Here is a 24,913-nt window from a genome sequence, read left to right as displayed (position 1 = left end):
GATAATTTTTCATTTCGAGGGGTTGGTTACCACACGTCGAAACCCATTTATTCGACTGCTCGGGACACATGGTATGGCTCTCGACCAAATAAGTGCGGGGTGGCTGTCCGTCGTCCCGGCCCTCCTCGCGATTAGTCTCGCGTGGTATTCACGCGACGCTATCATCGGCTTGTTCGTCGGCGTCGCCAGCGCCGGGGCGGTGTACGGCGCACTAAAACCCGCCTCTGCGGGCGTCCCACAGGATATGATTGGCGGAGCGTTCGGCCCAACTCTCGGCGCAATATTCGGGTTAAAGCACGTTCCGACCATCATCGCAACTTCTCCGCTCTTTTCCGACGCATGGTACGTCGAGAACGTTCTGCTCGCCATCTTCGCTATCGGCGGCATGATCGGTTTGATGATTCGCTCCGGCGCGATTCAAGGCGTCCTCGAAGCACTGGTGGAACGAGCGGATTCCCCCGAAGACGCCGAGAAAGCGGCGTTTCTGGCGGGTATCGCCATCCACATCGACGACTACTTCAACTGTTTGGTGGTCGGTTCGATGATGCGCCCGCTGACGGACAAGTACAACATTTCGCGGGCGAAACTCGCCTATTACGTGGACAGCGCCGGAAGTCCGGCGGCCCGCCTCGCCTTCTACTCGACGTGGGGGGTCGCGCTCATCGGGTTCATCGGCGGCGGCCTCGAACAGGCCGCGGCGCAGAACACGCTCCCGTCCGACATGAGCAGTTACGTCGTCCAAAACGGCGATTCGGTGCAGGCAACGACCGACCAAATCTGGCCGCTGTTTTTCAACAGCCTCGCCTTCGGCTTCTACTCGTGGACTGCCCTCATTATCGCCGCGCTGGTCGCGTGGCAGGTCGTTCCCAACATCTTCGGCATGGGCGATGAAGAAGAGCGCGCCAGAAACGGCGGCGGCGTTGTCGGCGACGACCACGACCCGATGATTTCCCGCGAGATGGACGAGTACGAGGTAGCCGAGACGGCAACCCCGGACTGGCGCAACTTCGCCATTCCAATCGCCACGATGATTCTCGTCGGCCTCGGCGCGATGTTCTGGCGGCCGAATCCGGTCGTCTCCGCCCCGCAGATGAACACCCTGTTCTCGGTGGGTGGCTACCAACTCATCCTTCCAGCGGGCGGCCAGTGGTCGTTCGACATCGGCGGCGTTCGACTCGGCCTCGCGTCCTTCGCCGCGCTGGTCGTCGCGTTCGTCCTGTATCGCCTGAAAGGCGACATCCCGAGCAACAAGGACGCGACGGAGGCCATGACGCGCGGATTCAAGGGCATTCTGCTCGCCGCGGTCATCCTGATGTTCGCCAGTTCCATTCAGAACGCGGTGACGATTCTCGGCATTTCGGACTTCGTCACGGACTGGTTCTCCGACGTTCCGGCCTTCCTCGTGCCAGTCGCGCTCTTCGTCGTCACCAGCATGGTCAGCTTCTCTGACGGCAGTTCGTGGGCGACCTACGGGATCATGTTCCCCATCGCCATTCCGGTGGCGTTCTCGACGGGCGCGAACCTGCCCCTCGTCATGGGCGCGGTGTTCAGCGGTGGCATCTTCGGCGACCACAGTTCGCCCATCAGCGACACCACGGTTCTCGCCTCCTCGACCAGCGGGAGCGACCACCTCGTCCACGTCAAAACGCAGATTCCTTACGCGATAATTTGCGCCACGATTGCGGGCACCATGTTTCTCCTGCTCGGAATTACGCTCCCGGAGAGCTTCCGCATCTTCCCGTACTAGAGCGATTTTGAGCTGTTTTGCGACCACTGCGCAAACAGCGTTCAGTAGTTTTTTGTTGTGTGTGATTACGGCCTTCAAACACGACAACAAAAGAACCCAGGGCGGGAAGGCCGATGGCCTGCCCGCCCAATCCAAGGACGACCTGCCGATTTCGATGCAGAGATTCGTCCTGCCAAGTCGATAGCACAGTCGTCAATCGCTTGGCGGGCGAGTGCGGCGCACTCGTCCGCCTGCACGATAGCAATTTGAAAGAGAAACGTCGGTCGTCCTGCCTACACGAAGTCGCCAAAGCTGGCCTGTCCGTCGTCTCCACCGTCGTCTCCCTCGTCCTCGGTTTCGGCTTCTTCAGGCTCGTCGGCCGAATCTTCGGCTTCCGACTCGGCTTCGACTTCCGAAACATTCTCTCCTTCATCGTCCGATTTCGAACCAAAACTACCTTCGAACGCACCGCCGGAGTGCTCGACGGCGGATTGCTCTTTCAACTCCTCTGCGTCCTCCACTATTTGTTGGACTTTGTTCGTCGTCTTTCCGCTTCCCGTGACGAACGAGACGTGTTTTTCCTCCAAGTCGTAGCGCGCCGCCATCGCCACGGTCAACTCCCGGTTCTTGCAGTGGTGAGTCATCTCCGCGAGATACAGCATGACCTCCCGTCTGGCCGTACTCATGCTGATACCGCTCTCCTCGGCGATTTGCCGGGCGATGTAGTCGCGGGTGTTGCGCGCGCCTTTCGAACTCCCGAGTTTGCGCCAGTAGCTCGGCGGGCCGTAGCGCGTCCACCCACTTTTCTTTCCACGGCGCGAGGCTGCGACCCCGGCAGTCGCGTTGTCGGTCGCGTAGCGCCAGTAGCGGTAGTTTTGCGTAGCCCGAACCCGGCCCAACCAGCGGTCTGCGTTCGCCATGAAGCCGTAAGCGTCCGCGAGTTCCGCCCCTTGGTAATCCTTCGGAACGTTGTCCTCCACCCAGTTGAGCAGGTTGTCGGGCGTCTCGTCCACGTCGTAGGACGCCTTCAGCGCGCCCTCCGCGTCCTGCTTTTTGATGAGGTCGTCCAGGAAGTCGAAGATGCCGCTCGTCGTATCTCGCTGGCTCGTCACCACGTCGTCGGCAGTGAGTTTGCCGTTCGAGGCCGCGACCGCCTGCAGGTCGTTCACCGCGGAGCGCAGGTCGCCGCTGTCGTTCTCGGCGATGGCTTCCAACGCCTCGGGCTCGTACTCGATGTTCTCTTGGCGGCAGATGTCGCGGAGAACCGGCGTGATGCTCCGCGACGACACGTCGCGGAACTCGATGGTTTCACAGGCATTTCGCAGGGAGTTCGACATGTCGTAGAACTCGTTTGCGATGAGGATGAGCGGCTGATTCGCCGATTTCACGACGTCCGTAATCGCCCGCGAGCCACCGCGGTCGGCGTTGTGCGTCAGGTTGTCTGCCTCGTCCATGATGACGATGCGCCTCCCCGACGTGCCCCCTGTCAAGGTGCCGCTTTTTGCGGCCTCGCCCGCGACGCGTTTTATCACGTCGCCGGTTCGCTGGTCGCTGGCGTTCAGTTCGATGGTCGGCCACCCCATGTCGTTCGCCAGCGCGTGGGCCGCCGAAGTCTTTCCGACGCCGGGACTGCCGTGGAGGATGACGGCGTCCCCGTGTTCGTCCCACGTCTTTGCCCACTTGTGGAGTTTGTCCCGGGCCTTGTTGTTCCCGCGCACTTCAGAAAGCGTGCTCGGGCGATACTTCTCCGTCCAGTCTACCATTACCTCGTCCTATGCAGGTGGTGCGTTTAGTGGTTGCGAACGCTGAATCGAGCGACGTCGAAACGCTCGACTTCTCACAGCAGATTTCCTTCGGCAACCGGAATCACTCGCCCGCCGACCTGCACCTCGATTCCGTTTTTATCCCCGCCTTTCGCCGCTCGAAGGTGGAGCAGTGATGGACGATCCATCTCGTATCCCTGTTCGACTCGCACGTCGATTTCGTCCGAATCGAAGTAGTCGTGTTCGACCAGATACGCGGCTAAACAGCCGTTCGAAGACCCGGTCGCCGGGTCTTCGGGGACGCCAGCGCAGTCGGCGAACACCCGCGCGTGCAGGTCGTTTCCGTCCTCGGTTTCCGGCGCGAAGAGCAGCACGTTCAGATTTCCGTGTGGTTCGATGAGTTCCTCGTAGTACGGTTTGTGGTTCGTTTGCGCTCGCTTGACGGCGTCAAGCGAGCGCAGTGGGACGACGAGGGTCGGTAACCCGGTCGAGACGAGTTGGACGGGATACGCTTCGTCGATGTCGTCCTCGTTGAGAGAAAGGACTCGGGCCGCGAGTCCGCGGTCGAACGCTTTTTCGAAGGCTGGCGGAATTTGGCGCATCCAGAACAGTTCGTTCCCATTTTCGTCCGTTTCGACGTGAATCGGAATCTGCCCCACGCCGAGGTTCAGCGTCAGTTCGTCCGGGTGGTCGTCGCGGACGAACTCCCGAATCACGAAAGCGGTGCCGAGGGTCGGATGTCCTGCGAACGGAATTTCCTCGGCCGGGTCGAAGATTCGAACCTCGTAGCCGCCGTTTTCGTCTGCCGACTCGATGAACGTCGCTTCCGAAAAGTTGGTTTCTCGGGTGATTTTCTGCATCTCCTCGTCGGACAGAGTCGCGGCGTCGTGCACGACTGCGAGTTGGTTGCCCGCGTATTTTTCCTGTGCGAACACGTCCACGACGTGCAATGGATTGGTGGGCATAGCTGAATCTGCACTCCGAAACGGGAAATACCCATCTCCGAATTTCGTCCCGCACCTTTTTCGCTCGACAGGACGTACTTCTTGTGCCATGGGGGAGACAGAAGCAGTGCAGATGGACGAGGAGGAACTGGAAGCGTTTTTGCAGACCGGAGGAACCGGCGTCGTTTCGTTCGCGGCGGGAACCGACGAACCGCCGCACTCGATTCCGGTTTCGTATGGCTACGACGCGGCGACCGAACACTTCTATTTCCGGTTCGCAGTCGGGCCGGACAGCGAGAGACCGGAACTCGTCGGGCGGCCAATCTCCTTCGTCACCTACGACGACGGTGATGGGGGGTGGCGGAGCGTCATCGCCTCCGGGGAACTGGACGACGTGGAAGCGGCGGACATCGATTCGGAAATCGTGCAGGGAATGCGCCGAGTGGATATTCCGCTGGTCGATATTTTCGACCGGCCGTCGCGGGAGGTTTCGTTTCGGTTCTTCCACCTTGTGCCCGACGAACTGACGAGTAGAAAGGAGGTTCAGGCCGAAGACTGATTTGACCGAACTGCGGGAGCAAGAGGGGGAAATTCGAATCGGTCGGGGCGAAATTCTTCACCCCGACCATCGCAACGATTATCTGACAATATTATCAACAATCAAACAACAATGACGATAGAGCGAAACGAGATGAACACGCTGGTCGCAATCGGATTCGTCATCTGGTTGGTCGCAACGGTCGCCTTTCGACTCGTCGGCCACTTTCTGCTCAACCCCGACAACGAACCTTTCATCGCGGCGGTTTTCATGGTGACGATTCCGGCGATGGTTCTGCTCACGCTTGGGATTTTCCGCTGGCGGAAAATCCCGTCCGCGTCCAAGCCGATAGCCGCGAGTCTGCTCGTCCTCCCCGGAATGTCACTCGACGCCATCGTTCTCCCGCTGTTCGAATCGGTCTATCCGAACATGGCCCCCGAATCGACGGGCTATTTCGGCGGCTTCCTGCTGTTGGCCTACGCCGTCGTACTGGTCGTCGGCGTGCGAGAGAATACCTAACTGTCAGAAAATTTTTATCCCTGTGATTTGTCGTCCATGCTATGTTCCCCGAACGCATCGAGACGGAACGCCTCGTACTGGAAGCGCTGACGCACGAGAACGTCGATGTGTTCAATCTGTATCGGCACATCGCCCACGACGCGCCGAACATCGACGAGATTACGAAACACGTCTCGTGGGAGCCGCACGCCACGCCCAAGGAGACGAAGGATTTCATCGACGCGATGGAGAAAAACCGCGCCGACGGAAACGGTGCGGAGTTCGTGATTCGCCTGCAAGAGGGTGAAGAAGGTGCATCCGAAAATGAAGACCGTGCAGGCGAAATCGTCGGGCTGACCGGCATAAACATGGATTGGAAACGCCGAACCGGCACGCTCGGCTTGTGGATTCGCAAACCGTTCTGGGGTCGCGGCTACTCAGGCGAACGCGCCGCCGCGCTGATGGAACTCGCGTTCGACACGCTCGACCTCGAACTCGTCGCCGTCGAATATCTCGACGGCAACGAGAAATCGGAACGAGCCATCGAAAAATACATCGAAGCACACGGCGGGCAGTACGACGGCATCCTCCGAAACTGGCATCCCGACGGAGACGAAGTTCGTGATTCGCATCGTTACACCGTCGCGCGCGGACAGTGGCGAAAAAGTCGTGAGCATGATACCGAACCATGACCGACCGATTCGACGTTCACGCGATTCGCCATCGGCTGAAACTGAAACGCGACGCCGGACACACCTCGCTGTTCGAAAACCGCGATTCGGTGGTCTGTCCGGCCTGTGAGGAACCGTTTGCCGAGGTACTGATAACTGAACAGCAAGAACACAGCTTTCAGCCGACCGGGTCGATGCGATTTTGCGTCGTTCGAGAAGATGACCGAACCCTGCTGTTCACGCACGAATCGTAAAAATCGTATTTTCGGTCGTCAGGATTTGTATTTCGCAATCAGCGTCCACAATCCGAATCCCATTCCGGTCCCGGCCGCCGAAGCGGTCAGCCCCATCGAGAGGAATGCCAGCGTCTGTACGAACAGTACGGCCACTGATGGAACACTGGTTCGAAGCGGTACCTGTGCCTCTTCGTCCCGAATCGTCGGGATGAGCGAAACCATGATGACGATACTACCCGCTAGGAAGACGTACTCTTGCCACATTTGTTTCTCACCTCCTGCCGAACCCTGAGAGAGTAACGGGGGGTTGGCAGGCGTTATACAGAGATTAACTCGAGGTTGAATAAATATCTCGATTCGGAATGAGGTTTTGGACGATTTATAATTTCTGTAGTGTGATACCGAATGTCGTGTAATTGTGTGTCGTTACTTTGGTTTATCACCGAATTTCCTCCGCTACCGATTCACAGTTTCCGGGCGACCATCTCGCCCCAATGCTCGAAGCCGTGGCGGTCGTAAAACGCCTTCGCACGGTCGTTTTCCCGGTCAACGTCGAGGACGAGTCTGTCCAGCGGAATGGTCTGGTCGCGTGCGAGTTCGACTGCGGCGTCCATCAGGTCGTCCGCAACGTCGGTTCCGCGGTACTCCGGTCGGACGAAAATCTCGTTGAGTACTGCGGCGTCCCAGATGAACGCGAGTCGGGCAGGTAAAACGAAGACGTAGCCCGCGAGTTCGCCGTCCGTCGCTTCGTCATCTTTCGCACTCGCGTCTGCAACCGTAACACAGCGTTCGTCGTCCGCTCCGCATCGTCCGACCCAGTCGAGGTACTTCTCGCGGTAGTCGTCGGTCAGTTTCTCGCTGTAGATTTCTGCTTTGTCGTCCGCGCCGGTTCCCTCGCCGAGTCCGAGTTCGAACCCGCGTTTGAGTTCCCACAACTGTTTTGCGTCGGAGTCGGTTCCCTCGTAGGGTCTGATTTCCATACTCTCTGTCGAGAGGGAGACGGCTTACTTGTTACGTGATTCCCACATTCGAAAGCCGACGATACCGAAACTCATCGCGCCCAGTAGGAGTTGTCGCCCACTTTTGACGATTGGAAAGACGCGTTCTTCTTCCGCCGGGTCGGGCCCTCTCGCGAGGTCGAATCCGGTTCCGTAGTGCGTATTTTCCGTCGAACCGCGGGCTTGCGGTTCGATGAACGTCTGAACGACTCCTTCTTGGTTCGAAAATTCTACCTTCCCGGAAACGCTGTAAAACTGGTCGTGAACCGGATAGAACACGTTTACGCCGTTGGTGACCAAATCCAATCCGATTCCCGCGACCAGCAGTGCAACGAGACTCACCCACGCGACTCGAACACCGTAGGCCCCCCAGCGCCGACGAATCCAATTTCCGCCGATTCTGTCCGTGAACAGCACTAATCCGATTCCCGCCGGGAGGAGAAGCGTGTGAAAGACGGCTCTGTGTCCCCCCGGAATCCACAGTCCGACCAGCGTGTCGAGGTCGGGTATTGCGGCGGCGACCATTACAATCATCGCGGTCCGACTGTCGAAATGGTCGGAAAGCAGTGACGTGGCGAGCAATCCCGCCACAGCGACGTGTACGACCACTGATGGCATCACACGGTGGACGGCAGGGCTGCGGATAGTAATTGTCCGACAACAGGCGCGGTAGGATTGTCGTACTTCACGCTATGGTGACGGTATGTGCTGGTTGTCGTTGGTTACGCTTCGCTGATTTTGGTATGGTAGTGGTTTGGTAGTTTATCGAATGATTTCTTCGAGTCTCGGTCGCGGATTTTTCTCGTAGAGTTTCGTTCAAATCACGACTTCACATAACCGCCACCGCACCACAACCGTCCACATACCTCCCCAACTGACTCCTTCACTCACTTCGTTCGCTCAGTCGCCCCTCACGCGGGCGAACCGACGTTCGCCTTCACACGCCACAGAGCTTGATTGCTCAGGCGGAAGGATGCGCCAGCGCGTTCGCACGAATGCCGAACGTTAGTGAGCATGAGTACAACTTCCGCGCTGGCGGGGAGAAGTGGGGAAACTGCGGTTGCAGTTCGGGGGCGGTTTCAGTGGAGTCGTGACTACCTAGCGCGAACTTCACAAACTCAAGGAAAGAGCACCATTTTCACAAAAACAATGATAACTCCCAATTGGTCTGTTCGCTCTCAAAATCTGGAGGATAGTTAGAACGGGTCTCATCACTGCAAACCATCAACACCACTCACTCGTCCACGTAGTTTCGACGGCTGTCGAAGGGGTCTTTCGATACGTTTTTCCGTGTCTCTGCCACATCCAAATTCATGACAGATGCGCGCCGGACGCTCGCGGAACAAATCGCGGGTGAAATCACCTTGAGCGACGACCCCGGGGCGACCCTTCGAAAGTGGCGCACGGATTTCGACGTGTCACAGACCGCGCTCGCGGACCACCTCGATGTCTCCTCGTCGGTCATTTCGGACTACGAGAGCGGGCGACGAGAAAACCCCGGTATCGGCGTCGTTCGAAGAACCGTCACGGCGCTGTTGGACATCGACCAACAGCGCGGTGGCAACCGAATCCGCCAGTACGCTCGCGTCCTCTCGGCAGGGTTCGACAGCACCATCGTCAACGATTTGCGCGAATATCCGACGAGCGTTCCCCTCTCTCGGTTGTACGATGCCATCGACGCCACGGAAATCGCGTCGGGCGCGAAAGACGAAATCACGGGCCACACCGTCATCGACAGCATCGAAGCCATCACCCGACTCTCCAGCGAGGAGTTCTACCGCCTCTACGGCCAGAGCACGAGTCGCGCGCTCGTCTTCACGAACGTCACGCGCGGGGAGTCGCCGCTGGTCGCCATGCGCGTCGTCAACCCGACGCCGAACGCGGTCGTCCTCCACGGACTCGACGCCGACGACCTGTGGGAACACGCGTCGAAGATGGCCCAACTCGACGGCTTTTCCTTGGCTGTCACCGACTGCGATAAAGAAATCATGGTCGATGCCATGCGCGACCTCGCCGTGTGATAGGAGAGGGGGCCGACCGGCAGGGCATGTAAACGGTGGCGTTGTGAAGGCGAGAATTGAACCCAAATAGATGTGTCTGATTGATTTAATGAGTGCCGAGAAATCCCACGAGGGTGTCGCTTCGAACTGTCCGACATGCCCGTGGTGTGCCGAACGTATCGACCAGCAGACTGATGATGTTCGCATCTCTTCTCCCGGTCGCTGTCCTCCAAGCCATACGTGGCATCTCCACGTCGATTGTGCTGGCCAGTGGCGCGATTTCGTCTCGAACCTCAGAACCCTCGCGGGACGCGGCGCGTTCGGAACACTCGTGGAGGGGCCGCTTTCCGGCGACGTGAACGAGATGGTCGAATGGAACGATTCCTAACACGAGCTAAAATATATTTTAGATAACACTTTTCTGAACGGAGTACCTTCGTTTTGTTATGTCCGAATCACTAGCCGATTCGAGAATCAAGACCGGGACGACCACGGTTGCCCTGACGACCGAGGACAGCGTTCTGCTCGCTGCAGACCGCCGCGCCAGCCTCGGCGGCCGGTTCGTCTCGAACAAGGAGATGGTGAAAGTCGAGCAGGTTCATCCGACCGCCGCGATAACGCTCGCCGGTGCAGTCGGCGACTTACAATCGTTCGTCCGCACGCTCCGCGCCGAAACGAGCCTCTACGAAACGCGGCGGGACACGACCATCGACATGTCCGCGCTCGCAACGCTCACCGGGAATCTCCTCCGGAACGGCCCGTTCCGCGGCGCGCACCCGACCCTCGGCGGCGTCGATGCGACCGGCCCACACGTCTACGATTTGGACGCGGGCGGCAGCGTCATGGAATCCGACTACGTCGCGGGCGGAAGCGGCATGCAACTCGCCTACGGCGTCTTAGAACGCGAGTTCGAATCCGGACTCTCGACCGACGCCGCCCGCGATGTCGCAGTCCGGGCAATCGAGTCCGCGGCGGAGCGAGACACCGCGAGTGGCAACGGAGTTACCATCGCGACCATCACGAAGGGCGGCGTCGAAGTCCGTAGTTACGACAGCTACGCCGACCACGAAGAGGACGACTACGAAGACAGCCACGAGGTCAGCGATGACCATGACAGCGACGACGATTCCGGTTCCGAGGGGGTGTCGGCATGAACGGCCAGCAGCAGGCCTACGACCGCGGGACGAACATCTTCTCGCCCGACGGGAGACTGTATCAAGTGGAATACGCCCGCGAGGCGGTTCGCCGGGGAAGCGTCAGCGTCGGGGTTCGCGGCCACGACGGCGTCGTGCTGGCTGCGAGCAAGCGCGTCCGGTCGCCCCTGCTCGAATCGGAAGGTATCGAAAAGCTCCACAAAATCGACGACCACCTCGGGGTTGCAAGTGCGGGCCACGTCGCGGACGCTCGCCGGCTCGTTGATTTTGGCAGGCGGCGCGCGCAAACCGACCGTCTGCGCTACGACCAACCGATGGCCGTCGAACCGTTCACGAAAGCCGTCACCGACCACGTACAGGAGTACACCCAGCAGGGGGGCGCGCGACCGTTCGGTGCGGCCCTGCTTGTCGGCGGGGTGGACACGAATGCAGAGGGTGAGCTGCGTCCTCGCCTGTTCGAAACTGACCCGTCGGGGACGCCCTACGAGTGGCAGGCAACCGCAATCGGCGCGAACGACGACGTGGTTCGGGAGTACCTCGAAACGAACTACGACCCCGACCCGTCGGTCGATGCAGGCGTCGAATTGGTCTTATCGGCGCTCGCGGAAGCGCGAGACGAACCGCTCTCACCCGAGGAAGTCGATGTGGCGATTATCGACCCGACCTACCGCGAACTCGGCGTCGATGCCCGCCGGGAAACCTTGGAATCGCTCGACTTGCTCGCCGACGGAGCGTCGTAAGCAATCGAATCGAGTTCGTTACTTTTGGCTACGAGGCTGCCTCCGAAATCGTCGTTTTCTGTGCTGTCACTACGTCCAGATTTTCGGCGACGAACAGTGCGAGAACGTTTCCATCCAGTTCCGTCGAAACCCGCACGCACCACGGGTCTTCGGAGACGACCGCTTCGCGCCACTCCTCGCCGACGTTCCAGACGGGGCGCTCCCGGATGTCGATTCCGTGGCGGTGGTAGAACGAGATGACTTCGGGATGTTCGAGCACCGCCAAGGTCACAGGCGAGCGAAGGCGACAGCCACAGCGGTCGCAGTCGAAGCGGGCTTGCGGACGCTTTTTCTTCGATTCGGATTCGAGCGACGAATCGGCGTCGAAATAGCCCACTTGGGCCGCCGTCGGGCCACTGCACTCCGGGCAAACCCCGTCGGCCATGAGCGACAGGCGATGGCGGTGGTGCCGGTCGAACGCCGTCAGCAGGCCGTTGCGGTCGTGCGCGCGGTGGCCACCCGGCGGAAACGGAAGCGTGAGCGTCGGTCTGTCGCAGGCCGAACATTCGATGGCGACGTAGTTGTCTTTCCCGTGTGCGGTCAGCGATTCTTCCCGGCAGAAGGGGCACGGGTCTGAAATTTCTATCGGGTCGAAATCCACGCTGTCGGTGTAGGTTCCGGCCCGAATCGCGCGGGCGATTTCGCGCCCGGCGTAGGTCAGGGTGTAGCCCCCCTCGGTTTTCCGAATGAAGTGGTCGGTCAACTGCCTGAGGTGGTAGGAAAAGCCCGCCGTGTTGTCGGCGCTGGTCGCCTCGAACAGTTCCGAGAACGCGAGGGTGTCCTCGCCGTCTGCTTCGGCATCTACGAGCGCGCGAAGGACGGCCATCCGGATTTCGTTGCCAAGCACCGAGAAGGCGTCCGTGGGGTCTGCTCGGTCGTCATTTTCGGGGGCGATGGCTTCGGGCAGTTCGTCCGCCGACTGTGTTTCCGACTCGGTTTCCGTCATTTTGGTGGTGGAGAGTTTTTTGACTGTGTTCGTGAGTCCGGTGTGTTCCTTGGTTGCACAGTGGGTGGCGACTCGGATAAATCGTTTGTCCACGGAAACTTCGATGGGTAGTGCGTGGATTTTCTGTTGAGACAATGGCGGATTTTGGTGACGACGTGTCGTTTCCTGATGCCGACTCCAAGTCACGCCTGCGAAAGACAGAGTCTTTCGCGGCCGAGGAAATCTCCGATTTCCCCCGGCCCTCGCTCGTCACTCGCTCCTTGCAGTCGTTCATTCCTCGCTCGCCCGTTGCCTCCAGGAACCGCAGGACGGGCAGGCCAATGGCCTGCCCGTCCAAGCCAAATTCGGTTGACCGTCTTCTGTGGAAACTCGTCCTGCCGACATCCAGTGGAAGGACGACCAATCCCTTGAGGGCCGTGTGCAGCGCACTCGGCCCTCCCGCGGCCTGGAGGCAACGGGCGAGTAAGGAAGGTAACGAGTAGCGAAGCTACGAGTGACTGACCGAGCGAGGGCGTGGCTTGGAGCCAGCAGTTGCCGTCTTCCTTACTCCATTAAAATCGCTAGCTGCATTTTCAACAATCCTCTCATCACCATACCGAGAGCGTGACCTATTGCCTGCATCTGCAGTCACCACACCAGAACCAACCGTCTCGGTAGCTCAAATACGCAAAGAAATCGAAACCGTTACTCGAAAAACCGGAACGTCACTTCGCCGTACTCAACGCCTTATTCGATGTATTGGTAGGTTCGCTCGTCCATCTCGCCGCGACCCGTGAAGACGAACTCGTCTTCGGGTTCCGTGAAGTCACCGAGTTCGACGCGCTTGTCGTGGTTGTGGCGGTCGTGAACCTGCTCGTACTCCTCGAAGGAGAGGTCGTAGCGGTCTCGAATCTGCTCGTCGATGGTTGAGTCGTTGATTTCTTCCTCCCAACTGTCCTGGATGGTTTCGGCGTGGATTTCGGCCTGCGCGCCGCTGCCGTAGGAACCGACGAGGAGTTGCTTGCCCGTCACGTCGATGTCGTTCTCGCTGGCGTACCGGAGCGCCGAGGCGCGGGCGATATGGACGGAACCGGTGTACCAGTTGCCGACCTCGCGGGAGATGTCGAGCGTCGGGTCGATGGTTTCGCTGTACCAGCTTTGGTACTGCTCGGTCGATTTCAGTTCGTCCATGTATCCGAGGATGGCCTCCTCGTAGGCTTCCCGGTCGTCGTACTCCTCCTCGCGGGGCTGGCGTCCGATTTCTTCGGCCAGTTCGTCTTCGACATCCGTGCCCCGAATCATGTGTCGATAGCCGAGCAGCCCCGCTTTTCGCACCATGCCGGGGAACGGCGTGTGGAACGGGATGTACTCGAAGTCGTCGGGGTGGGTGTCGCCCGCGACGCTCTCGAAGTCTTCGAGGGCTTCGCGCATTCGGGCGAGATAGACTTGCATCGAGCGTTTGCCGTCAACGCTCGGGAACTGCTGGTTGGGCTTCAGGAAGTCGGTTTCGTCAGCACTGCCGTAGCCCTGCTCCGTGGAGAGTTCCACGAGGCTCGGGTCTTCGCTGATGAGCATCGCGACTGCGCCTGCGCCCTGCGTTGCCTCGCCGGGGTCGCCACGCGCGTACAGCGCGGTGTCGGTTGCGATAACGAGCGCGGAGCGGCCGCGGTTCCGACCCGCTTTAATCCAGTTGTAAGCGTCGTCCAAACTCTGCGTTCCTGCGATGCAGGCGAACTTGCGCTCGCCCTTGTTCGCGTGGTGGAAGTCGCCGTCGTACACCTGTTCGAGGCAGCCCGCGATGTACGTCGAAACGGGCTTGGAGTTGTCGAACGCGCTCTCGGTCGCAACGTCGATGCGGCCGATGTCCTCCGGCGTCAGGCCCTTTCGGTCCATGAGGCGGTAGGCCGCGTTCGCGCCCATCGTCACGATGTCCTCGTGCGCGTCGGGGAACGAACTGGCGTACAGGCCCAGTCCTTTCGTGTACTTCTCCGGGTCTTCGTCCTTCACGGGAGCGAAGGTTTCCGGCAGGTCGAGTTTCAGCTTCCCAGTCCAGATTTCGATGGCGTCGATACCGACGGCTGTCATTCTTGCCACCACGTTGTCTGACTTGGTATAAGTGTTTGTCGATGGAAGTATCGACAGCCGTCGAAATCAGTCAGAGTCGATCGGAGTCAGTCGGAATATCAGAATCGTTAGAAATCGTTACGGGTCGTTTCCGTCCGCGGTGTCCGTCGTGCGTTCCTCGACGAGGACGTTTCCGCTGGCGTCGTAAGCGGTCAACACGATTTCGTAGTCGTCGCCCATCGTTCCGCCCGCGGTGAACAGGTCCGTTTTTCCGCGCGAATCGGTGGTTTCGTAGCGGCCACTCGCCGCGTCGTAGTTCTCGTCTAGATTGTTATACCTGACTTCCAGACGGTCGAAATCGTTCGTTTCCGTCACGTCGTAAGACAGTTGATAGCGCGCGCGTTGTTGTTTCTGCTCGTGTCCGAGAGCGAGAAACCGATGTCCGCGCTTTGACCGCCGTCGCCGCCATCGTCACCGCCGTCCTGCTCGTTCAGGGTGAACTCCACTGGGTCGTGGTTTTCGAAATACAGCGTGATGTCCACGGCCTCGTTGCGCATTTCGACCGGGTTGCCGTTTCGCTCGAACTGGTAGAGATAGAACGTTGCGGTTCCACCGTCGCCGCCGATTCTCGGTTCCTGTCGGAGCGGCGCTTCGTAGGAGAACTGCTGGCCATCCCTGTCGATGTCGATGGTCGCCGGAAGCGAGACGCCGTTGCCGATGTCGCTCGTTCCGTCCCGTTCGGCTTCGACGTGGAGTTCGCTTTCATATCGGCCCTCTCCTGTGGATGGGTCGCTCAAGCCGTCGATGGACGAATCCCGTGGGTCGATTCGAACGTCCGTGAGGGTCGCGTCCTCCGGCAGTTGGTTCGTGACGCTGAACTCGAATCCGGACTGCGGGCCACCGCCGCGATTTCCGCGGGTCGGCGTTGCGTCCTCGTTGTATATGATTCCCGGTAGTTCACCCGATTGCGTGACGTGAACCACGACCGGGTCTGCGTCCCCGCCGCTCGCGGCAAACAGTCGAACGGTTCCCGTCTCGCTTGCACGAATCTCCGTCTCGACGCGGCCGTTCGAATCCGTGGCTTCCGCGTTCGACGTGGTTGTGATGATTCCCGTCTCGTTCAGGCCGAAATCGACGGTGGTGTCGGTCACTGGCTCTCCGGAGTAGGTGACGTCGGCAGTCAGCGTCGCACTGCGACGCTGACTGCGATTCAGGTCACAAACGGTGAAATCGTCGTCGCATTCCAGTCCGGTTTCCGCAATCCACTCCACGTCGTAGGTTCCACCGCTACCGCCGCCACCAGCAGTTGCTTCCACATCGAAATCCACGCGCTCGCGTTCCTCGCTCCCGTCGTCGATGGCGAGCGTCACCGTTTCCGTTCCCGGAGCGTTCGCAGTGTACGAGAACCGAACCCGGCCCTCTTCGTCGGTTCGCGCGCTCGTCGGCGTCACGCCACCGCTTGCATTCACCCTCGCGCCGCTCACCGGATTGTTGTACCGGTCGCGGACTTCCGCGACGAGCGTGGTCGTCTCCCCGACGGAAGCGCCACCACCGCCGCTGACGTTGGTGATGTACGTCGCGCTCGTTTCGCTCGTCTCCGACCCGACGCCGACCTTCGCCATACGAAGGTCGTAGGTGACGGATTCTCCACTCGAATCGGTTCCGAGGAGCGTTAGCCGGAGGATGCCGTTTTCGACGCTCACGTCGGCCACGTAGCCGCCCGGTTTCGAAACCATCTGGTCGGCGAGCAGGTCGTTCCATCTTTCCTCACCGAGTCCGGTCGCAACACGCACCGTGACGTTTCCGTTTCCGTTCGATTCCACCGGAATCGAACGGGTTTCCGTGGTAGATGGGCTAAGCGCCCGCGGGTCGATACTCGTCGTCGTTGATTGAGAGTTCGACAGCGAGCCGTCGAGCGTGACGAGTGAAATGCTTCGCCCTTGTACGAGTTGCTGGCCGGTCAAGGTCGCGTTCCCTTCGCCCGCGCGGTTGTAGATGACCGTATTTTCGAGCACGGTGTCAGGCGCGTTTCCGTACTGGTCGTAGTTCGGCGCGTACACCAGCGCCCGTGTGGAAAACGAGAGATTCGTCCGACTGCTGTCCAGATAGTCCGCCGTCTCGGGTGCGCGTGCGGTGACGTTTTCGATACCGACCGCGCCCAAATCCGTGGTTCGCAGTGTTCCCGAGGACGGCGGTGGATTGATGAAAAACATCCGACTCGGATACTGCGTCCCGAGGGTTACCGAGGTCGGTTGGCCGGTTCCGGTCGCGCCCGTCCGAATCACGGCGTTGCGCACGTCCTGCATCTGGCCCTGCAACTCCTCGTTGTGGCGAAACTCGATTTCGGCGTTCTGGCTCGGAATCGCCGTGGCTTGGTACACCGACATGGCGACGATGAGCGTGGCGAACAGCAAAATCGTCCCTACCTGCACGGTCACCCCGCGCTCGTCCGCCCAGAACGTCATGGATGGGACAGATACAGGAAAAGGATAAAAAACCTGTTACTCTACTACTCGCCGTCTTCCTCGACGACTTCGGGGTCGCTCATCGCGCTGAGGAGGCTGTCGAGGCCGTTTACCCACTCCGTCACCAGTCCGTAGTCCATATCCTCTGTGACGGACATGTCGAGTTCGTCACCGTCAATGATGCGCGTTCCACCGGCGGAGACGAGTCCGAGCGCGGAGTCCAGATCCTCCGCGGCTTCGGCCTTCTTTGCTTCGAGGATGTACTCCTCGACTTCCGCGTCCTCTGCTGGCCCGTGTGCCACGTACTCCTCCGAGGCGTAAAAGACACAGAGCAGGCTCGTCTGGACGCCGTCGATGAGCATCGCTTTTTCCTCGTCCTCGAACTCGACTTCCGCCAACACGGTTTCGCGGATGTCCGTGAGTTCATCGAGGGCCGTCTCCTCGTCGATGTCGTCATCGTCGTAGGCGGTGACGATTTTGGCGACGGCAATCGCTACGTCGTCTTGCAGGTTGAGGAGCAGACGCGCGGAATCCTCGTTCTCCGGGTCGATGTCCTCGTCCTTGATTCTGTCCAACCAGTTCTGCCAGCGTTCTTCGGAGTAAAACTCCTCTGGAGGAGCGCTCATACCTTTCCCCTGCGTAGCACGATAAATAGGCCTTTCCTTCGGTCGGCGTCTATCGGGAGAGTGTTTCGAGTGTGTCTACCCCGTACACTCGCTCTGGCGTGGAAACGTGGGCCGTTTGAACCCCGTCGTCGTACCCCTGCTCTTGCATCCAACTGACCCGCCGCGGAACCGTTTTCGGTCCCATCACTGCCCCCGGCCTGTCGGGGTCATCGACGAAATCCGTCTCCATCAGGAACGGTTCACCACGCTCCACGGCGACCGTTAGCCGCTCTTTTTCGCTCATCACGCTCGGCGTCACGCCCGCCAACTTCCCACCTGCGTAATGTTTCACGACTCGCTCGGGCGCGAGGTCAGCATCTTCCGCCCACTCCGCAACGTCGGTGAGGTCGTCGGTTCCCTCTGTGTGAAGTTGGACTGCACAGTCGGTTTCCGCGCCCAACTCCAGTGCGCGCCGAAGCACCGCGTTCGAAGCATCCCACACCTCGTCCGTCACGTCGTAATGCGGTCGTCCGGATTTCAGCGCGAGGGCGGAACCATCTGCGACATATTCGCTCGCAACTTCCAGTCCAGCCTGCATCAGGTCACGCGCGTCCGCGGGCGCGTACCCGCGGTCGTCTACTAACTTCGAAATCAGACCGGGATGAACGCCGAGGACGGGCCACGCTTTTCCGGGTAGTATCTCGTTTGCGCGCGCGACGACATCGACGGTAGTGTCGAACACCGTTCTGAAATCGTCACCGCTCTCGGCCTCGACGCCGAGCAACCACGAGGGCTTGTTGACGACGAAGAGATGCGTCCCGCCGCTCCGCGCGAAATCCTTGACCGCTTCGATTCCCCGTCCGTGTTCCGGGTCTAAATGCAGATGATTGTCGAGTACCGGCGTGCCGAGTTCGTTCATATCTATCCGTCTCGCTCCGGGGAAAAAACGCCTACTCTTCTTCGATGACGAACGCGTCGTGTGCCGCGTTTTGAAGCGCGTCCGAACGGCCGTATTCGCCGGGGGCGATGGCGACCGTCCGGATACCGTTTCGCGCCGCTTTCTCCAGCACTGGTTTGAAGTCCGTATCTCTCGACGCGATGGCGAGCGCGTCAACGCGCTCGTCCAGCGCGAGTTCGGTCGCGTCGATGGCGAGTTTCACGTCGACGTCGCCGCTCGTGATTACGACCTCGAACCCGCGCGCTTCCGCCGCCTGAATCAGGCCGGGGGTCGCGTGCTCGTCGAGGTAGAGCCGGGCAACCACGAGTTGGCCGAGTTCCCGCCCCGCCGTTCGAACGTCGTCTAAATCCACGTCGAACTCGTCGCGGAGCACGTTCGGGCCATCGACGAACAGCGCGACGGTTGTGTCGTCGTCGTCACTCGTTCCGCCGAGTACCGACCGCAAGCCGCCAGTCATGCGTCGAACTAACGGATACCCGGACATAGCCGTGGCGATTCTCACTGCTGCCGGAGTCGTTTTGAAACGCATTCGATTGTGGTGTATCTCTACATTTAATATTGGTAATTAACTCTCGACATCAATTAGTACCAGACCACTTCGCCTTTATTTATTGATATTATTTTACAGATTTCCGAACTAAATAGGTAAAATTTAAATATAGGCGGGAGGTTTGTTAGCGTGCTGTATGGCAGACGACAACACATCTCGATTTGACAGGCGGACGTTCCTGAAAACGACCGGCGCAGTCGGTGCTGCTGCAGCCCTTGGTGGGGTTACTGCGGCGACGCCGGGCCGTGAACCAGGACCAAAAGAAGACGAAGTGCTGGTCGGTATCTCTGCGGGTGAAGGGGACATCGAACAGAAGGTTGCCCAATATACGATGGGCAATGCGGAAATCGTTCACAAAAACGACAAGCTTCGATATGTCGCTGTGAAAGTTCCCGGCAACGAGACGGCTCGTGAGAACTTCATCAACGCTATCGAGAACCGTCCCGGTATCAAGTACGCTGAGAAAAACGAGACGCTCTCGACGCAACTGACGCCGAACGACCCGCAGTTCGGCGACCAGTACGCGCCACAGCAGGTCGGCTCAGACCAAGCGTGGGACACGGCAGGTCTCGGTTCTTCTGACGTGACCATCGCTGTCGTGGACACGGGTGCGCAGTACGACCACCCAGACCTCGCGGCGAACTACAAATCCAACCCCGGCTACGACTTCGCTGACGGCGACTCCGACCCATACCCGGACGACCCAGCGAACGAACAACACGGTACCCACGTTTCCGGCTGTGCGTCTGCAGTCATCGACAACGGCACCGGCGTCGCCGGACAGAGCAACTCCTCGCTCATCAACGGCCGCGCGCTCGACGAGAGCGGAAGCGGTTCCACGGCAGACATCGCGGACGCCGTCGAATGGGCCGCAGACCAAGGCGCGGACATCATCAACATGTCCCTTGGTGGCGGTGGATACAACAGCACGATGAAGAACGCGGTGTCGTACGCGAACAACCAAGGTTCGCTCATCATCTGTGCTGCAGGTAACAACGGGAGTAGCAGCGTCTCCTATCCGGCGGCCTACAGCGAATGTATGGCTATCTCGGCAGTGGACAGCAACGAAAACCTCGCTTCGTTCTCCCAGTACGGTGACGTTGACCTCGCTGCACCCGGTGTGGACGTTCTCTCCACGATTCCGACCGACAGCTACGCGCAATTCAGCGGTACCTCGATGGCGACGCCCGTCACGTCCGGTGTCGCCGGTTTGGCGCTCGCACAATGGTCGAGTCTCTCGAACAACGAACTCCGAAGTCACCTGAAGGCGACGGCGAAGGACATCGGCCTCTCGTCGGACAAACAGGGTGCAGGACAGGTTGACGCCTACAATGCGGTTACCACCGAACCCGGTAGCGGCGGCGACGACGGCGGCGACGATGGCGGAAGCGGTGACTCCACGACCGAGACGGTCAGTGGCTCGCTGTCGAGCTACGCCGACTACGCCGACTACTCGTGGAACTGGGAGTACAGCAGTCCGAGCCAAATCGTCGTCGAACTCGACGGGCCGTCTAACGCGGACTTCGACCTCTTCATCAACGAGGGGACGACGACCAACGCAAGTCCGGGCAACTACGACTATGCATCCACCACCACGAACAGTCAGGAAACCATCACCATCGACAACCCAGACACCTCGACTGCGCTACAGATCGACGTGGACTCCTACAGTGGTTCGGGTAGCTACGACCTGACCATCACCGAGTACCAGTAAGCGCAGTAATCCGATTGGTCCCTTCTCTCGTTTCGATAGCCGACGAGTGACGACGTTTTTGACACCGATTCGCAATTTTTGCAACTATCCCCGGTTGCTCGGCTTTAATACTTAATTACATCCCTACCAAACCGACAGACATGGTTGCTTCATCGGGAATCGAGGCCGGTCTCATAGACCTGCTCGCTGTGTTCATCATCGCAGGCGGTGTCGGCGTCTTCGTCGCCAAAATCGGGCGATTTCCGTACACTATCGCCCTGCTTCTCGCCGGACTCGGCGTCTCGATTCTTAATCTCGACATCGATATCGTTCTTTCACACGACCTCATTCTACTCGTTCTCCTGCCGCCCCTTCTGTTCGAAGGGGCGGCCACGACCGACTTGGGGCGCTTCCGCGAGAACATCGTTCCCGTGTTGGCACTCGCGGTGCCCGGCCTGATTCTCTCTGTCGTCATTCTGGGGTGGGTCGGAAGCTACGCCTTCGACTATCCACTTTTGCTCGCCCTGTTGCTCGCCGCGATGGTGCTTCCGACCGACCCGGTTTCGGTTCTCGCGCTGTTCGAGGAACTCGGCGCGCCGGAGCGACTGTCCGTGCTGGTCGAAGGTGAAAGCCTGCTCAACGACGGTGTCGGCGTCGTCATCTTCTCGACGCTGTTCGTGCTGGTAAATGAGTCTGAAAGTATCTCGCCGACGGTTATCGCGGATGCGGGTGTCGAAATCGTCGTCGCCAGCCTCGGCGGCCTACTGGTCGGTCTCGCCGCTGGCTATCTCATCTACCGCATCATGGTCAATCTGGACGAGCATATGACCGAAATCGTCCTCACGCTTATCCTCGCCTACGGCAGTTTCCTGCTGGCGGAACACTACCTGCACGTCAGCGGGGTTATCGCTACCGTCGCCGCAGGTCTGTTCATCGGCAACCGCGGCGCGGAGTATGCGATGAGTCCGCAGACGAAAATTTCGGTCTTCAACACGTGGGAGACGGCAGCCTTCCTCGTCAACACGCTCATATTCGTCCTCATCGGCGCGAAAACGCCTATCGCACAGATGCTCAACAACTGGCAGATAATCGTCATCGCCATCGTGCTAACGCTGGCGGTTCGGGCGCTCATCGTCTACCCGATTACCGGCCTCGTCAACCGGTTCAGTAGTCGGACGGTGCCGTTCTCGTATCAGCACGTGATGGTTTGGGGCGGACTTCACGCCTCGATTCCAATCGCGCTGGTGCTCGGTCTCCCTCCGGATTTCCCCCGTGTCACCCAACTGCGCGCGATAGTGTTCGGCGTCGCGGCATTCAGCCTCGTCGTGCAAGGACTTACCATGGGTAGATTGCTCGACCGACTCGGCGTCATCACTCGGAGTGAATCAAAGGAACTGTACGAACTCCTCCTTGGGCGTGCGCGCGCAGTGGATTCCGCGCTCAATGCCGCGAAGCGATTGCATCGGAAAGGTGAACTTCCCAGCGATGTGTACGAGGATTTCCGTGGCGAGTATGAACAGGAAAAAGACGACCTGAACGCCGCAATTTCCCAACTTCTCACGGACAACCCGGACTTGCGCCAAGAAGAACTCCTCGTCGGGGAACGCCGCGTGCTAAAAGAAGAAAAGAGTGCAATCATGGATGCGATGCGTTCCGGCGTCGTCAGCGACGACGTGGGCGAACGACTGTTGGAGGAAGTAGACCTCAAACTAGACCGTGTGGACAGCGGGGAAAGCACGGTTCGAGAAGACCCCAAAAAGGAGGCCTACACGGAGTTCTGGCGCATTCGCATGGACGAGTACGGACTCTCTCCCAACACCGACTGAACCGAACGTTCAAATACCGAAACGGAACCAGTTTGGAGCGGCCGACAACGTGAATACACCAGTCGGTCTGACTACCAATGACTTGCAGAAACTGTGGACATTCCGATTCGTTCGTTTTGCTTCTCGACATCGCCGCTCACGTTGCGAGCGACATCGAACCGCTCGACTGGTCGCTCGTCGTGCAGTGCCCGGCGTGTGAGAGTACGGATATTGCGGCCGAACCGACTTCCCTACTCGCACGCGCTCACGGTTCGACGACGGAGTCGTAAAGCCCGTCGTTCGCGGGTGTCGAGGATTCCGTCCACGTTACGAACGTCGCACCGATAGCGGTTGCAGTTCGCGCTAACCGACTTTCCAGCATTCCGACTGCAAGCGGCGTGAGAGCGGAGACGAGTTGTGCATGCCGTCGAAACCACACGCTGTCAGGCGCGTACTCCGTGAGCAACTGGTCTATCCCGTCGATGGCGTCTGCGAACGGGTTTGCACTGAACCGCCGCTTTTTCTTCCCATTCACCGTCGGCACTGTGACGTGCAGTGGGAGGCAAAGATGGTCGCCGTACAGTGTGGCGACGGTACCCGGGTCGAGCGTCGCGGTGTCCTCGATGGTTCCGGGCGGCGCACACCGACCGCGAACGAGGACTGAATCTGCACCGCGTTCGTGCAGTCGGCGAACGAAATTCGGCGTCGAAATAGTCATTACTAACTATTTAGTCGAAATAGCTACAAATCCATAACAGTACCGATTACGTTGGAATCGGTGATGTCTTCCGAGCAGATTCTCGGCACGACGACTGTCACCCAACGCTGGCGAATCAGCCTCATCAAAGCCGTTCGCGAGGAGTTCGCGGACGAAGGAATCGAAGTCGAGGAGGGTGACCGACTCGTCTTCAAGAAACGCGACGGACAAATCGTCGTCGAACCGGCATAATTCGAGTCGTTTTCGAACCAACGAAAGAACCGGCATTCCGCGACAGAGAAAACAAAACATTACTTACCTCGCTTCGACAGTTCAGGTATGCCCCTTCGGAAACCGCCGTTGCGCGACCATCACGATGAGCGGGGCGCGACGTTTACCGAGTTTGGCGGGTGGGACATGCCTGTCGAGTTCGATTCGATAAAAGAAGAACACCTGAGCGTTCGTGACTCCGTCGGCATCTTCGACGTCTCCCACATGGGGGAAATCGAAGTCAGCGGGCCGGATGCCGAACAGCTCATGCAGCGACTGACGACGAACGACGTGACGCAGTTGTCCGCGGGCGACTCCCAGTACTCGATGATTACCGACGAGGATGGAATCATCATCGACGACACCGTCGTCTACCGACTCCCCGAAGACGACGAGTCGGACTATCTGTTCATCCCGAACGCGGGACACGGCGAGCAGATGCACGACCGGTGGAAGCGGTTTCGAAACCAGTGGGACCTCGACGCGGAAATCCGCAACGCCACCGACGACTACGCCATGTACGCGGTACAAGGCCCGGATGCGGCCGACGCCGTTGGTGAGGCGACCGAGGAATCCGTCACCGACCTCTCGAAGTTCGAGGCGATGTACGCGACCGTCGCGGGAGTTCGATGTTGGATTGCACGCACCGGTTACACGGGAGAAGACGGGTTCGAACTCATCTGCCCGTGGGACGACGCCGAAACCGTCTGGGATGCCTTCGACTGTCAACCCTGTGGACTCGGGTCGCGCGACACGCTTCGCACCGAGATGGGATTCCTGTTGTCTGGACAGGATTTCAACCACGAGAACGACCCGCGCAACCCCTACGAGGCCAAAGTAAGTTTCACGGTGAAACTCGATACGGAGTTCGTGGGACGCGACGCACTCGAACGCGCGAAAGAAGAAGGCGTCGAGGAGACGTTCGTCGGCTTCCGACTCATCGACCGAGGCGTTCCGCGCCACGGCTACGACATCACCAACACTGACGACACCATCATCGGGACGGTTACGAGCGGGACGATGAGTCCCACGCTTTCCGAACCAATCGGCTTAGGCTACGTCCCGACCGACTATGCAGACCCCGGAACCGTCATCCGCGTGATGGTGCGCGGACGGTCGAAGAAAGCAAAGATTGAGAGCACACCCTTCCTGAAAGACAAATAATGAGCTTCGAAGTACCTGAAAACTGTAACTATCTCGAATCGCACGAGTGGGTCAGCGTGACCGACGGAACCGCAACAATCGGCATCTCGGACTTCGCACAGGACGAACTGGGCGACGTCGTTTTCGTCGAACTCCCCAGCGAGGGCGACGAACTCGCGCAGGGCGACGAGTTCGGCGTGGTGGAAAGCATCAAAGCAGTTTCCGACCTCTACTCGCCGGTTTCCGGCACCGTCACGGACATCAACGACGAGTTAGAAAGCACGCCCGAACTGGTCAACGAAGATCCGTTCGGCGACGGGTGGATGCTCGAAGTCGAAGTGGACGACGAGAGCGAACTCGACAACCTGCTGTCCGCGGACGAGTACCGCGACCAAATCGAGTAACGGTCTGCTTTCCTTTCCCGTCCATTT

Annotated in this window: 27 protein-coding genes and 1 pseudogene; 15 read left to right on the top strand and 13 right to left on the bottom strand. The window is 59.5% G+C overall.

Annotated elements, in window-relative coordinates; genetic code table 11:
• Nucleotides 1-73 precede the first annotated feature (73 nt).
• Complete coding sequence (locus BW974_RS09590; protein WP_076429906.1) at nt 74-1,747, top strand: Na+/H+ antiporter NhaC family protein; 1,674 nt, start codon at nt 74-76, stop codon at nt 1,745-1,747.
• A gap of 272 nt (nt 1,748-2,019) precedes the next feature.
• Here the strand turns inward: BW974_RS09590 and BW974_RS09585 are convergent, their stop codons facing one another.
• Nucleotides 2,020-3,489 carry a replication factor C large subunit gene (locus BW974_RS09585; protein ID WP_076429905.1) on the bottom strand — a complete coding sequence of 490 codons (1,470 nt, stop codon included), beginning with the start codon at nt 3,487-3,489 and terminating at the stop codon, nt 2,020-2,022.
• Nucleotides 3,490-3,563: 74 nt separating this feature from the next.
• Nucleotides 3,564-4,454, bottom strand: a complete 891-nt coding sequence (locus BW974_RS09580) for a PhzF family phenazine biosynthesis protein (RefSeq protein ID WP_076429904.1) — start codon at nt 4,452-4,454, stop codon at nt 3,564-3,566.
• An 88-nt stretch (nt 4,455-4,542) separates the two neighbouring features.
• On the opposite strand from BW974_RS09580, the gene BW974_RS09575 reads away from it, so the two are divergent.
• From BW974_RS09575 to BW974_RS09560, 4 genes are all read left to right on the top strand, one after another.
• A complete protein-coding gene (locus BW974_RS09575) occupies nt 4,543-4,992 on the top strand; it encodes a pyridoxamine 5'-phosphate oxidase family protein (RefSeq protein ID WP_076429903.1) in 450 nt (149 codons plus the stop codon).
• Between the two features lie 111 nt (nt 4,993-5,103).
• Nucleotides 5,104-5,490 (top strand): DUF5367 family protein, encoded by a 387-nt coding sequence (locus BW974_RS09570; protein ID WP_076429902.1) that lies wholly within the window; start codon nt 5,104-5,106, stop codon nt 5,488-5,490.
• A 41-nt stretch (nt 5,491-5,531) separates the two neighbouring features.
• A complete protein-coding gene (locus BW974_RS09565; protein WP_076429901.1) occupies nt 5,532-6,161 on the top strand; it encodes a GNAT family N-acetyltransferase in 630 nt (209 codons plus the stop codon).
• Nucleotides 6,158-6,394 carry a DUF7385 family protein gene (locus BW974_RS09560; RefSeq protein ID WP_076429900.1) on the top strand — a complete coding sequence of 79 codons (237 nt, stop codon included), beginning with the start codon at nt 6,158-6,160 and terminating at the stop codon, nt 6,392-6,394. Before BW974_RS09565 ends, BW974_RS09560 begins: the two co-directional genes overlap by 4 nt.
• Before the next feature lie 18 nt (nt 6,395-6,412).
• Here the strand turns inward: BW974_RS09560 and BW974_RS09555 are convergent, their stop codons facing one another.
• From BW974_RS09555 to BW974_RS09545, 3 genes are all read right to left on the bottom strand, one after another.
• Nucleotides 6,413-6,640, bottom strand: a complete 228-nt coding sequence (locus tag BW974_RS09555) for a hypothetical protein (RefSeq protein WP_076429899.1) — start codon at nt 6,638-6,640, stop codon at nt 6,413-6,415.
• Between the two features lie 200 nt (nt 6,641-6,840).
• On the bottom strand, nt 6,841-7,356 hold the full coding sequence (locus BW974_RS09550) for a GNAT family N-acetyltransferase (RefSeq protein WP_076429898.1): 516 nt from the start codon (nt 7,354-7,356) through the stop codon (nt 6,841-6,843).
• A 24-nt stretch (nt 7,357-7,380) separates the two neighbouring features.
• Complete coding sequence (locus BW974_RS09545; protein WP_076429897.1) at nt 7,381-7,992, bottom strand: metal-dependent hydrolase; 612 nt, start codon at nt 7,990-7,992, stop codon at nt 7,381-7,383.
• Nucleotides 7,993-8,687: 695 nt separating this feature from the next.
• Here BW974_RS09545 and BW974_RS09540 point away from each other — a divergent pair.
• From BW974_RS09540 to psmA, 4 genes and pseudogenes are all read left to right on the top strand, one after another.
• Nucleotides 8,688-9,395 carry a helix-turn-helix domain-containing protein gene (locus BW974_RS09540; protein WP_076429896.1) on the top strand — a complete coding sequence of 236 codons (708 nt, stop codon included), beginning with the start codon at nt 8,688-8,690 and terminating at the stop codon, nt 9,393-9,395.
• 88 nt (nt 9,396-9,483) lie between these two features.
• On the top strand, nt 9,484-9,762 hold the full coding sequence (locus tag BW974_RS09535; RefSeq protein WP_049969962.1) for a hypothetical protein: 279 nt from the start codon (nt 9,484-9,486) through the stop codon (nt 9,760-9,762).
• A 58-nt stretch (nt 9,763-9,820) separates the two neighbouring features.
• A pseudogene (locus BW974_RS09530) lies at nt 9,821-10,432 on the top strand (proteasome subunit beta); the annotation flags it as partial.
• Nucleotides 10,433-10,524: 92 nt separating this feature from the next.
• The gene (gene psmA, locus BW974_RS09525) at nt 10,525-11,268 is read left to right on the top strand and encodes an archaeal proteasome endopeptidase complex subunit alpha (RefSeq protein WP_076429895.1); all 744 of its coding nucleotides are present in this window, start codon (nt 10,525-10,527) and stop codon (nt 11,266-11,268) included.
• A gap of 28 nt (nt 11,269-11,296) precedes the next feature.
• Here the strand turns inward: psmA and BW974_RS09520 are convergent, their stop codons facing one another.
• The 7 genes from BW974_RS09520 to BW974_RS09485 all read right to left on the bottom strand — a co-directional run bounded on the left by BW974_RS09520 (nt 11,297) and on the right by BW974_RS09485 (nt 18,781).
• Nucleotides 11,297-12,346, bottom strand: a complete 1,050-nt coding sequence (locus BW974_RS09520; protein WP_245799982.1) for a winged helix-turn-helix domain-containing protein — start codon at nt 12,344-12,346, stop codon at nt 11,297-11,299.
• Nucleotides 12,347-12,979: 633 nt separating this feature from the next.
• Nucleotides 12,980-14,317, bottom strand: coding sequence for a hydroxymethylglutaryl-CoA synthase (gene hmgB / locus BW974_RS09510; protein WP_076429893.1), 1,338 nt, complete (start codon nt 14,315-14,317; stop codon nt 12,980-12,982).
• A 117-nt stretch (nt 14,318-14,434) separates the two neighbouring features.
• Nucleotides 14,435-14,671 carry a hypothetical protein gene (locus tag BW974_RS09505; RefSeq protein ID WP_076429892.1) on the bottom strand — a complete coding sequence of 79 codons (237 nt, stop codon included), beginning with the start codon at nt 14,669-14,671 and terminating at the stop codon, nt 14,435-14,437.
• A complete protein-coding gene (locus BW974_RS09500) occupies nt 14,668-16,761 on the bottom strand; it encodes an Ig-like domain-containing protein (RefSeq protein WP_076429891.1) in 2,094 nt (697 codons plus the stop codon). Before BW974_RS09500 ends, BW974_RS09505 begins: the two co-directional genes overlap by 4 nt.
• Nucleotides 16,762-16,805: 44 nt before the next feature.
• Nucleotides 16,806-17,387, bottom strand: a complete 582-nt coding sequence (locus tag BW974_RS09495; RefSeq protein ID WP_076429890.1) for a DUF2150 family protein — start codon at nt 17,385-17,387, stop codon at nt 16,806-16,808.
• A gap of 49 nt (nt 17,388-17,436) precedes the next feature.
• On the bottom strand, nt 17,437-18,285 hold the full coding sequence (locus tag BW974_RS09490) for a TatD family hydrolase (RefSeq protein ID WP_076429889.1): 849 nt from the start codon (nt 18,283-18,285) through the stop codon (nt 17,437-17,439).
• 31 nt (nt 18,286-18,316) lie between these two features.
• Nucleotides 18,317-18,781: an NYN domain-containing protein gene (locus BW974_RS09485; protein WP_076430327.1), complete on the bottom strand. Its 465-nt coding sequence runs from the start codon at nt 18,779-18,781 to the stop codon at nt 18,317-18,319.
• Nucleotides 18,782-19,010: 229 nt separating this feature from the next.
• Between BW974_RS09485 and BW974_RS09480 the strand changes: the two genes are divergently transcribed.
• From BW974_RS09480 to BW974_RS09470, 3 genes are all read left to right on the top strand, one after another.
• Complete coding sequence (locus BW974_RS09480; RefSeq protein ID WP_076429888.1) at nt 19,011-20,588, top strand: S8 family peptidase; 1,578 nt, start codon at nt 19,011-19,013, stop codon at nt 20,586-20,588.
• 140 nt (nt 20,589-20,728) lie between these two features.
• Complete coding sequence (locus BW974_RS09475; RefSeq protein WP_076429887.1) at nt 20,729-22,393, top strand: Na+/H+ antiporter; 1,665 nt, start codon at nt 20,729-20,731, stop codon at nt 22,391-22,393.
• Between the two features lie 77 nt (nt 22,394-22,470).
• A complete protein-coding gene (locus BW974_RS09470) occupies nt 22,471-22,662 on the top strand; it encodes a hypothetical protein (protein WP_175609657.1) in 192 nt (63 codons plus the stop codon).
• Here the strand turns inward: BW974_RS09470 and BW974_RS09465 are convergent.
• The gene (locus BW974_RS09465; protein WP_076429886.1) at nt 22,638-23,090 is read right to left on the bottom strand and encodes a hypothetical protein; all 453 of its coding nucleotides are present in this window, start codon (nt 23,088-23,090) and stop codon (nt 22,638-22,640) included. The two genes, BW974_RS09470 and BW974_RS09465, sit on opposite strands and share 25 nt — an antisense overlap.
• Nucleotides 23,091-23,153: 63 nt before the next feature.
• On the opposite strand from BW974_RS09465, the gene BW974_RS25565 reads away from it, so the two are divergent.
• The 3 genes from BW974_RS25565 (at nt 23,154) to gcvH (ending at nt 24,886) form a co-directional block, all read left to right on the top strand.
• Complete coding sequence (locus BW974_RS25565) at nt 23,154-23,321, top strand: hypothetical protein (protein WP_162833844.1); 168 nt, start codon at nt 23,154-23,156, stop codon at nt 23,319-23,321.
• A gap of 87 nt (nt 23,322-23,408) precedes the next feature.
• Nucleotides 23,409-24,503, top strand: coding sequence for a glycine cleavage system aminomethyltransferase GcvT (gene gcvT, locus BW974_RS09460; protein WP_076429885.1), 1,095 nt, complete (start codon nt 23,409-23,411; stop codon nt 24,501-24,503).
• Entirely contained in the window at nt 24,503-24,886 is a 384-nt protein-coding gene (gene gcvH, locus BW974_RS09455; RefSeq protein ID WP_076429884.1) for a glycine cleavage system protein GcvH, read from the top strand. The genes gcvT and gcvH overlap by 1 nt, the downstream gene beginning before the upstream one ends.
• Nucleotides 24,887-24,913 lie beyond the last annotated feature (27 nt).

Origin of the sequence: Haladaptatus litoreus, from assembly GCF_900156425.1 — an archaeon.
Lineage (GTDB): Archaea > Halobacteriota > Halobacteria > Halobacteriales > Haladaptataceae > Haladaptatus > Haladaptatus litoreus.
The sequence above is the reverse complement of the archived record's forward strand: the minus strand, read 5'-3'. Positions and strand labels throughout refer to the sequence as shown.

What these genes read in the sequence shown, in the direction of transcription:
- BW974_RS25565 (WP_162833844.1), top strand. Translation starts at nt 23,154, where the DNA reads ATGTCTTCCGAGCAGATTCTCGGCACGACGACTGTCACCCAACGCTGG.
- BW974_RS09465 (WP_076429886.1), bottom strand. Translation starts at nt 23,090, where the DNA reads ATGACTATTTCGACGCCGAATTTCGTTCGCCGACTGCACGAACGCGGT.
- BW974_RS09495 (WP_076429890.1), bottom strand. Translation starts at nt 17,387, where the DNA reads ATGAGCGCTCCTCCAGAGGAGTTTTACTCCGAAGAACGCTGGCAGAAC.
- BW974_RS09555 (WP_076429899.1), bottom strand. Translation starts at nt 6,640, where the DNA reads ATGTGGCAAGAGTACGTCTTCCTAGCGGGTAGTATCGTCATCATGGTT.
- gcvT (WP_076429885.1), top strand. Translation starts at nt 23,409, where the DNA reads ATGCCCCTTCGGAAACCGCCGTTGCGCGACCATCACGATGAGCGGGGC.
- BW974_RS09540 (WP_076429896.1), top strand. Translation starts at nt 8,688, where the DNA reads ATGACAGATGCGCGCCGGACGCTCGCGGAACAAATCGCGGGTGAAATC.
- BW974_RS09585 (WP_076429905.1), bottom strand. Translation starts at nt 3,489, where the DNA reads ATGGTAGACTGGACGGAGAAGTATCGCCCGAGCACGCTTTCTGAAGTG.
- BW974_RS09580 (WP_076429904.1), bottom strand. Translation starts at nt 4,454, where the DNA reads ATGCCCACCAATCCATTGCACGTCGTGGACGTGTTCGCACAGGAAAAA.
- psmA (WP_076429895.1), top strand. Translation starts at nt 10,525, where the DNA reads ATGAACGGCCAGCAGCAGGCCTACGACCGCGGGACGAACATCTTCTCG.
- BW974_RS09590 (WP_076429906.1), top strand. Translation starts at nt 74, where the DNA reads ATGGCTCTCGACCAAATAAGTGCGGGGTGGCTGTCCGTCGTCCCGGCC.
- gcvH (WP_076429884.1), top strand. Translation starts at nt 24,503, where the DNA reads ATGAGCTTCGAAGTACCTGAAAACTGTAACTATCTCGAATCGCACGAG.
- BW974_RS09570 (WP_076429902.1), top strand. Translation starts at nt 5,104, where the DNA reads ATGACGATAGAGCGAAACGAGATGAACACGCTGGTCGCAATCGGATTC.
- BW974_RS09475 (WP_076429887.1), top strand. Translation starts at nt 20,729, where the DNA reads ATGGTTGCTTCATCGGGAATCGAGGCCGGTCTCATAGACCTGCTCGCT.
- BW974_RS09575 (WP_076429903.1), top strand. Translation starts at nt 4,543, where the DNA reads ATGGGGGAGACAGAAGCAGTGCAGATGGACGAGGAGGAACTGGAAGCG.
- BW974_RS09500 (WP_076429891.1), bottom strand. Translation starts at nt 16,761, where the DNA reads ATGACGTTCTGGGCGGACGAGCGCGGGGTGACCGTGCAGGTAGGGACG.
- BW974_RS09480 (WP_076429888.1), top strand. Translation starts at nt 19,011, where the DNA reads ATGGCAGACGACAACACATCTCGATTTGACAGGCGGACGTTCCTGAAA.
- BW974_RS09470 (WP_175609657.1), top strand. Translation starts at nt 22,471, where the DNA reads ATGACTTGCAGAAACTGTGGACATTCCGATTCGTTCGTTTTGCTTCTC.
- hmgB (WP_076429893.1), bottom strand. Translation starts at nt 14,317, where the DNA reads ATGACAGCCGTCGGTATCGACGCCATCGAAATCTGGACTGGGAAGCTG.
- BW974_RS09560 (WP_076429900.1), top strand. Translation starts at nt 6,158, where the DNA reads ATGACCGACCGATTCGACGTTCACGCGATTCGCCATCGGCTGAAACTG.
- BW974_RS09485 (WP_076430327.1), bottom strand. Translation starts at nt 18,781, where the DNA reads ATGACTGGCGGCTTGCGGTCGGTACTCGGCGGAACGAGTGACGACGAC.
- BW974_RS09545 (WP_076429897.1), bottom strand. Translation starts at nt 7,992, where the DNA reads ATGCCATCAGTGGTCGTACACGTCGCTGTGGCGGGATTGCTCGCCACG.
- BW974_RS09550 (WP_076429898.1), bottom strand. Translation starts at nt 7,356, where the DNA reads ATGGAAATCAGACCCTACGAGGGAACCGACTCCGACGCAAAACAGTTG.
- BW974_RS09490 (WP_076429889.1), bottom strand. Translation starts at nt 18,285, where the DNA reads ATGAACGAACTCGGCACGCCGGTACTCGACAATCATCTGCATTTAGAC.
- BW974_RS09565 (WP_076429901.1), top strand. Translation starts at nt 5,532, where the DNA reads ATGTTCCCCGAACGCATCGAGACGGAACGCCTCGTACTGGAAGCGCTG.
- BW974_RS09535 (WP_049969962.1), top strand. Translation starts at nt 9,484, where the DNA reads ATGAGTGCCGAGAAATCCCACGAGGGTGTCGCTTCGAACTGTCCGACA.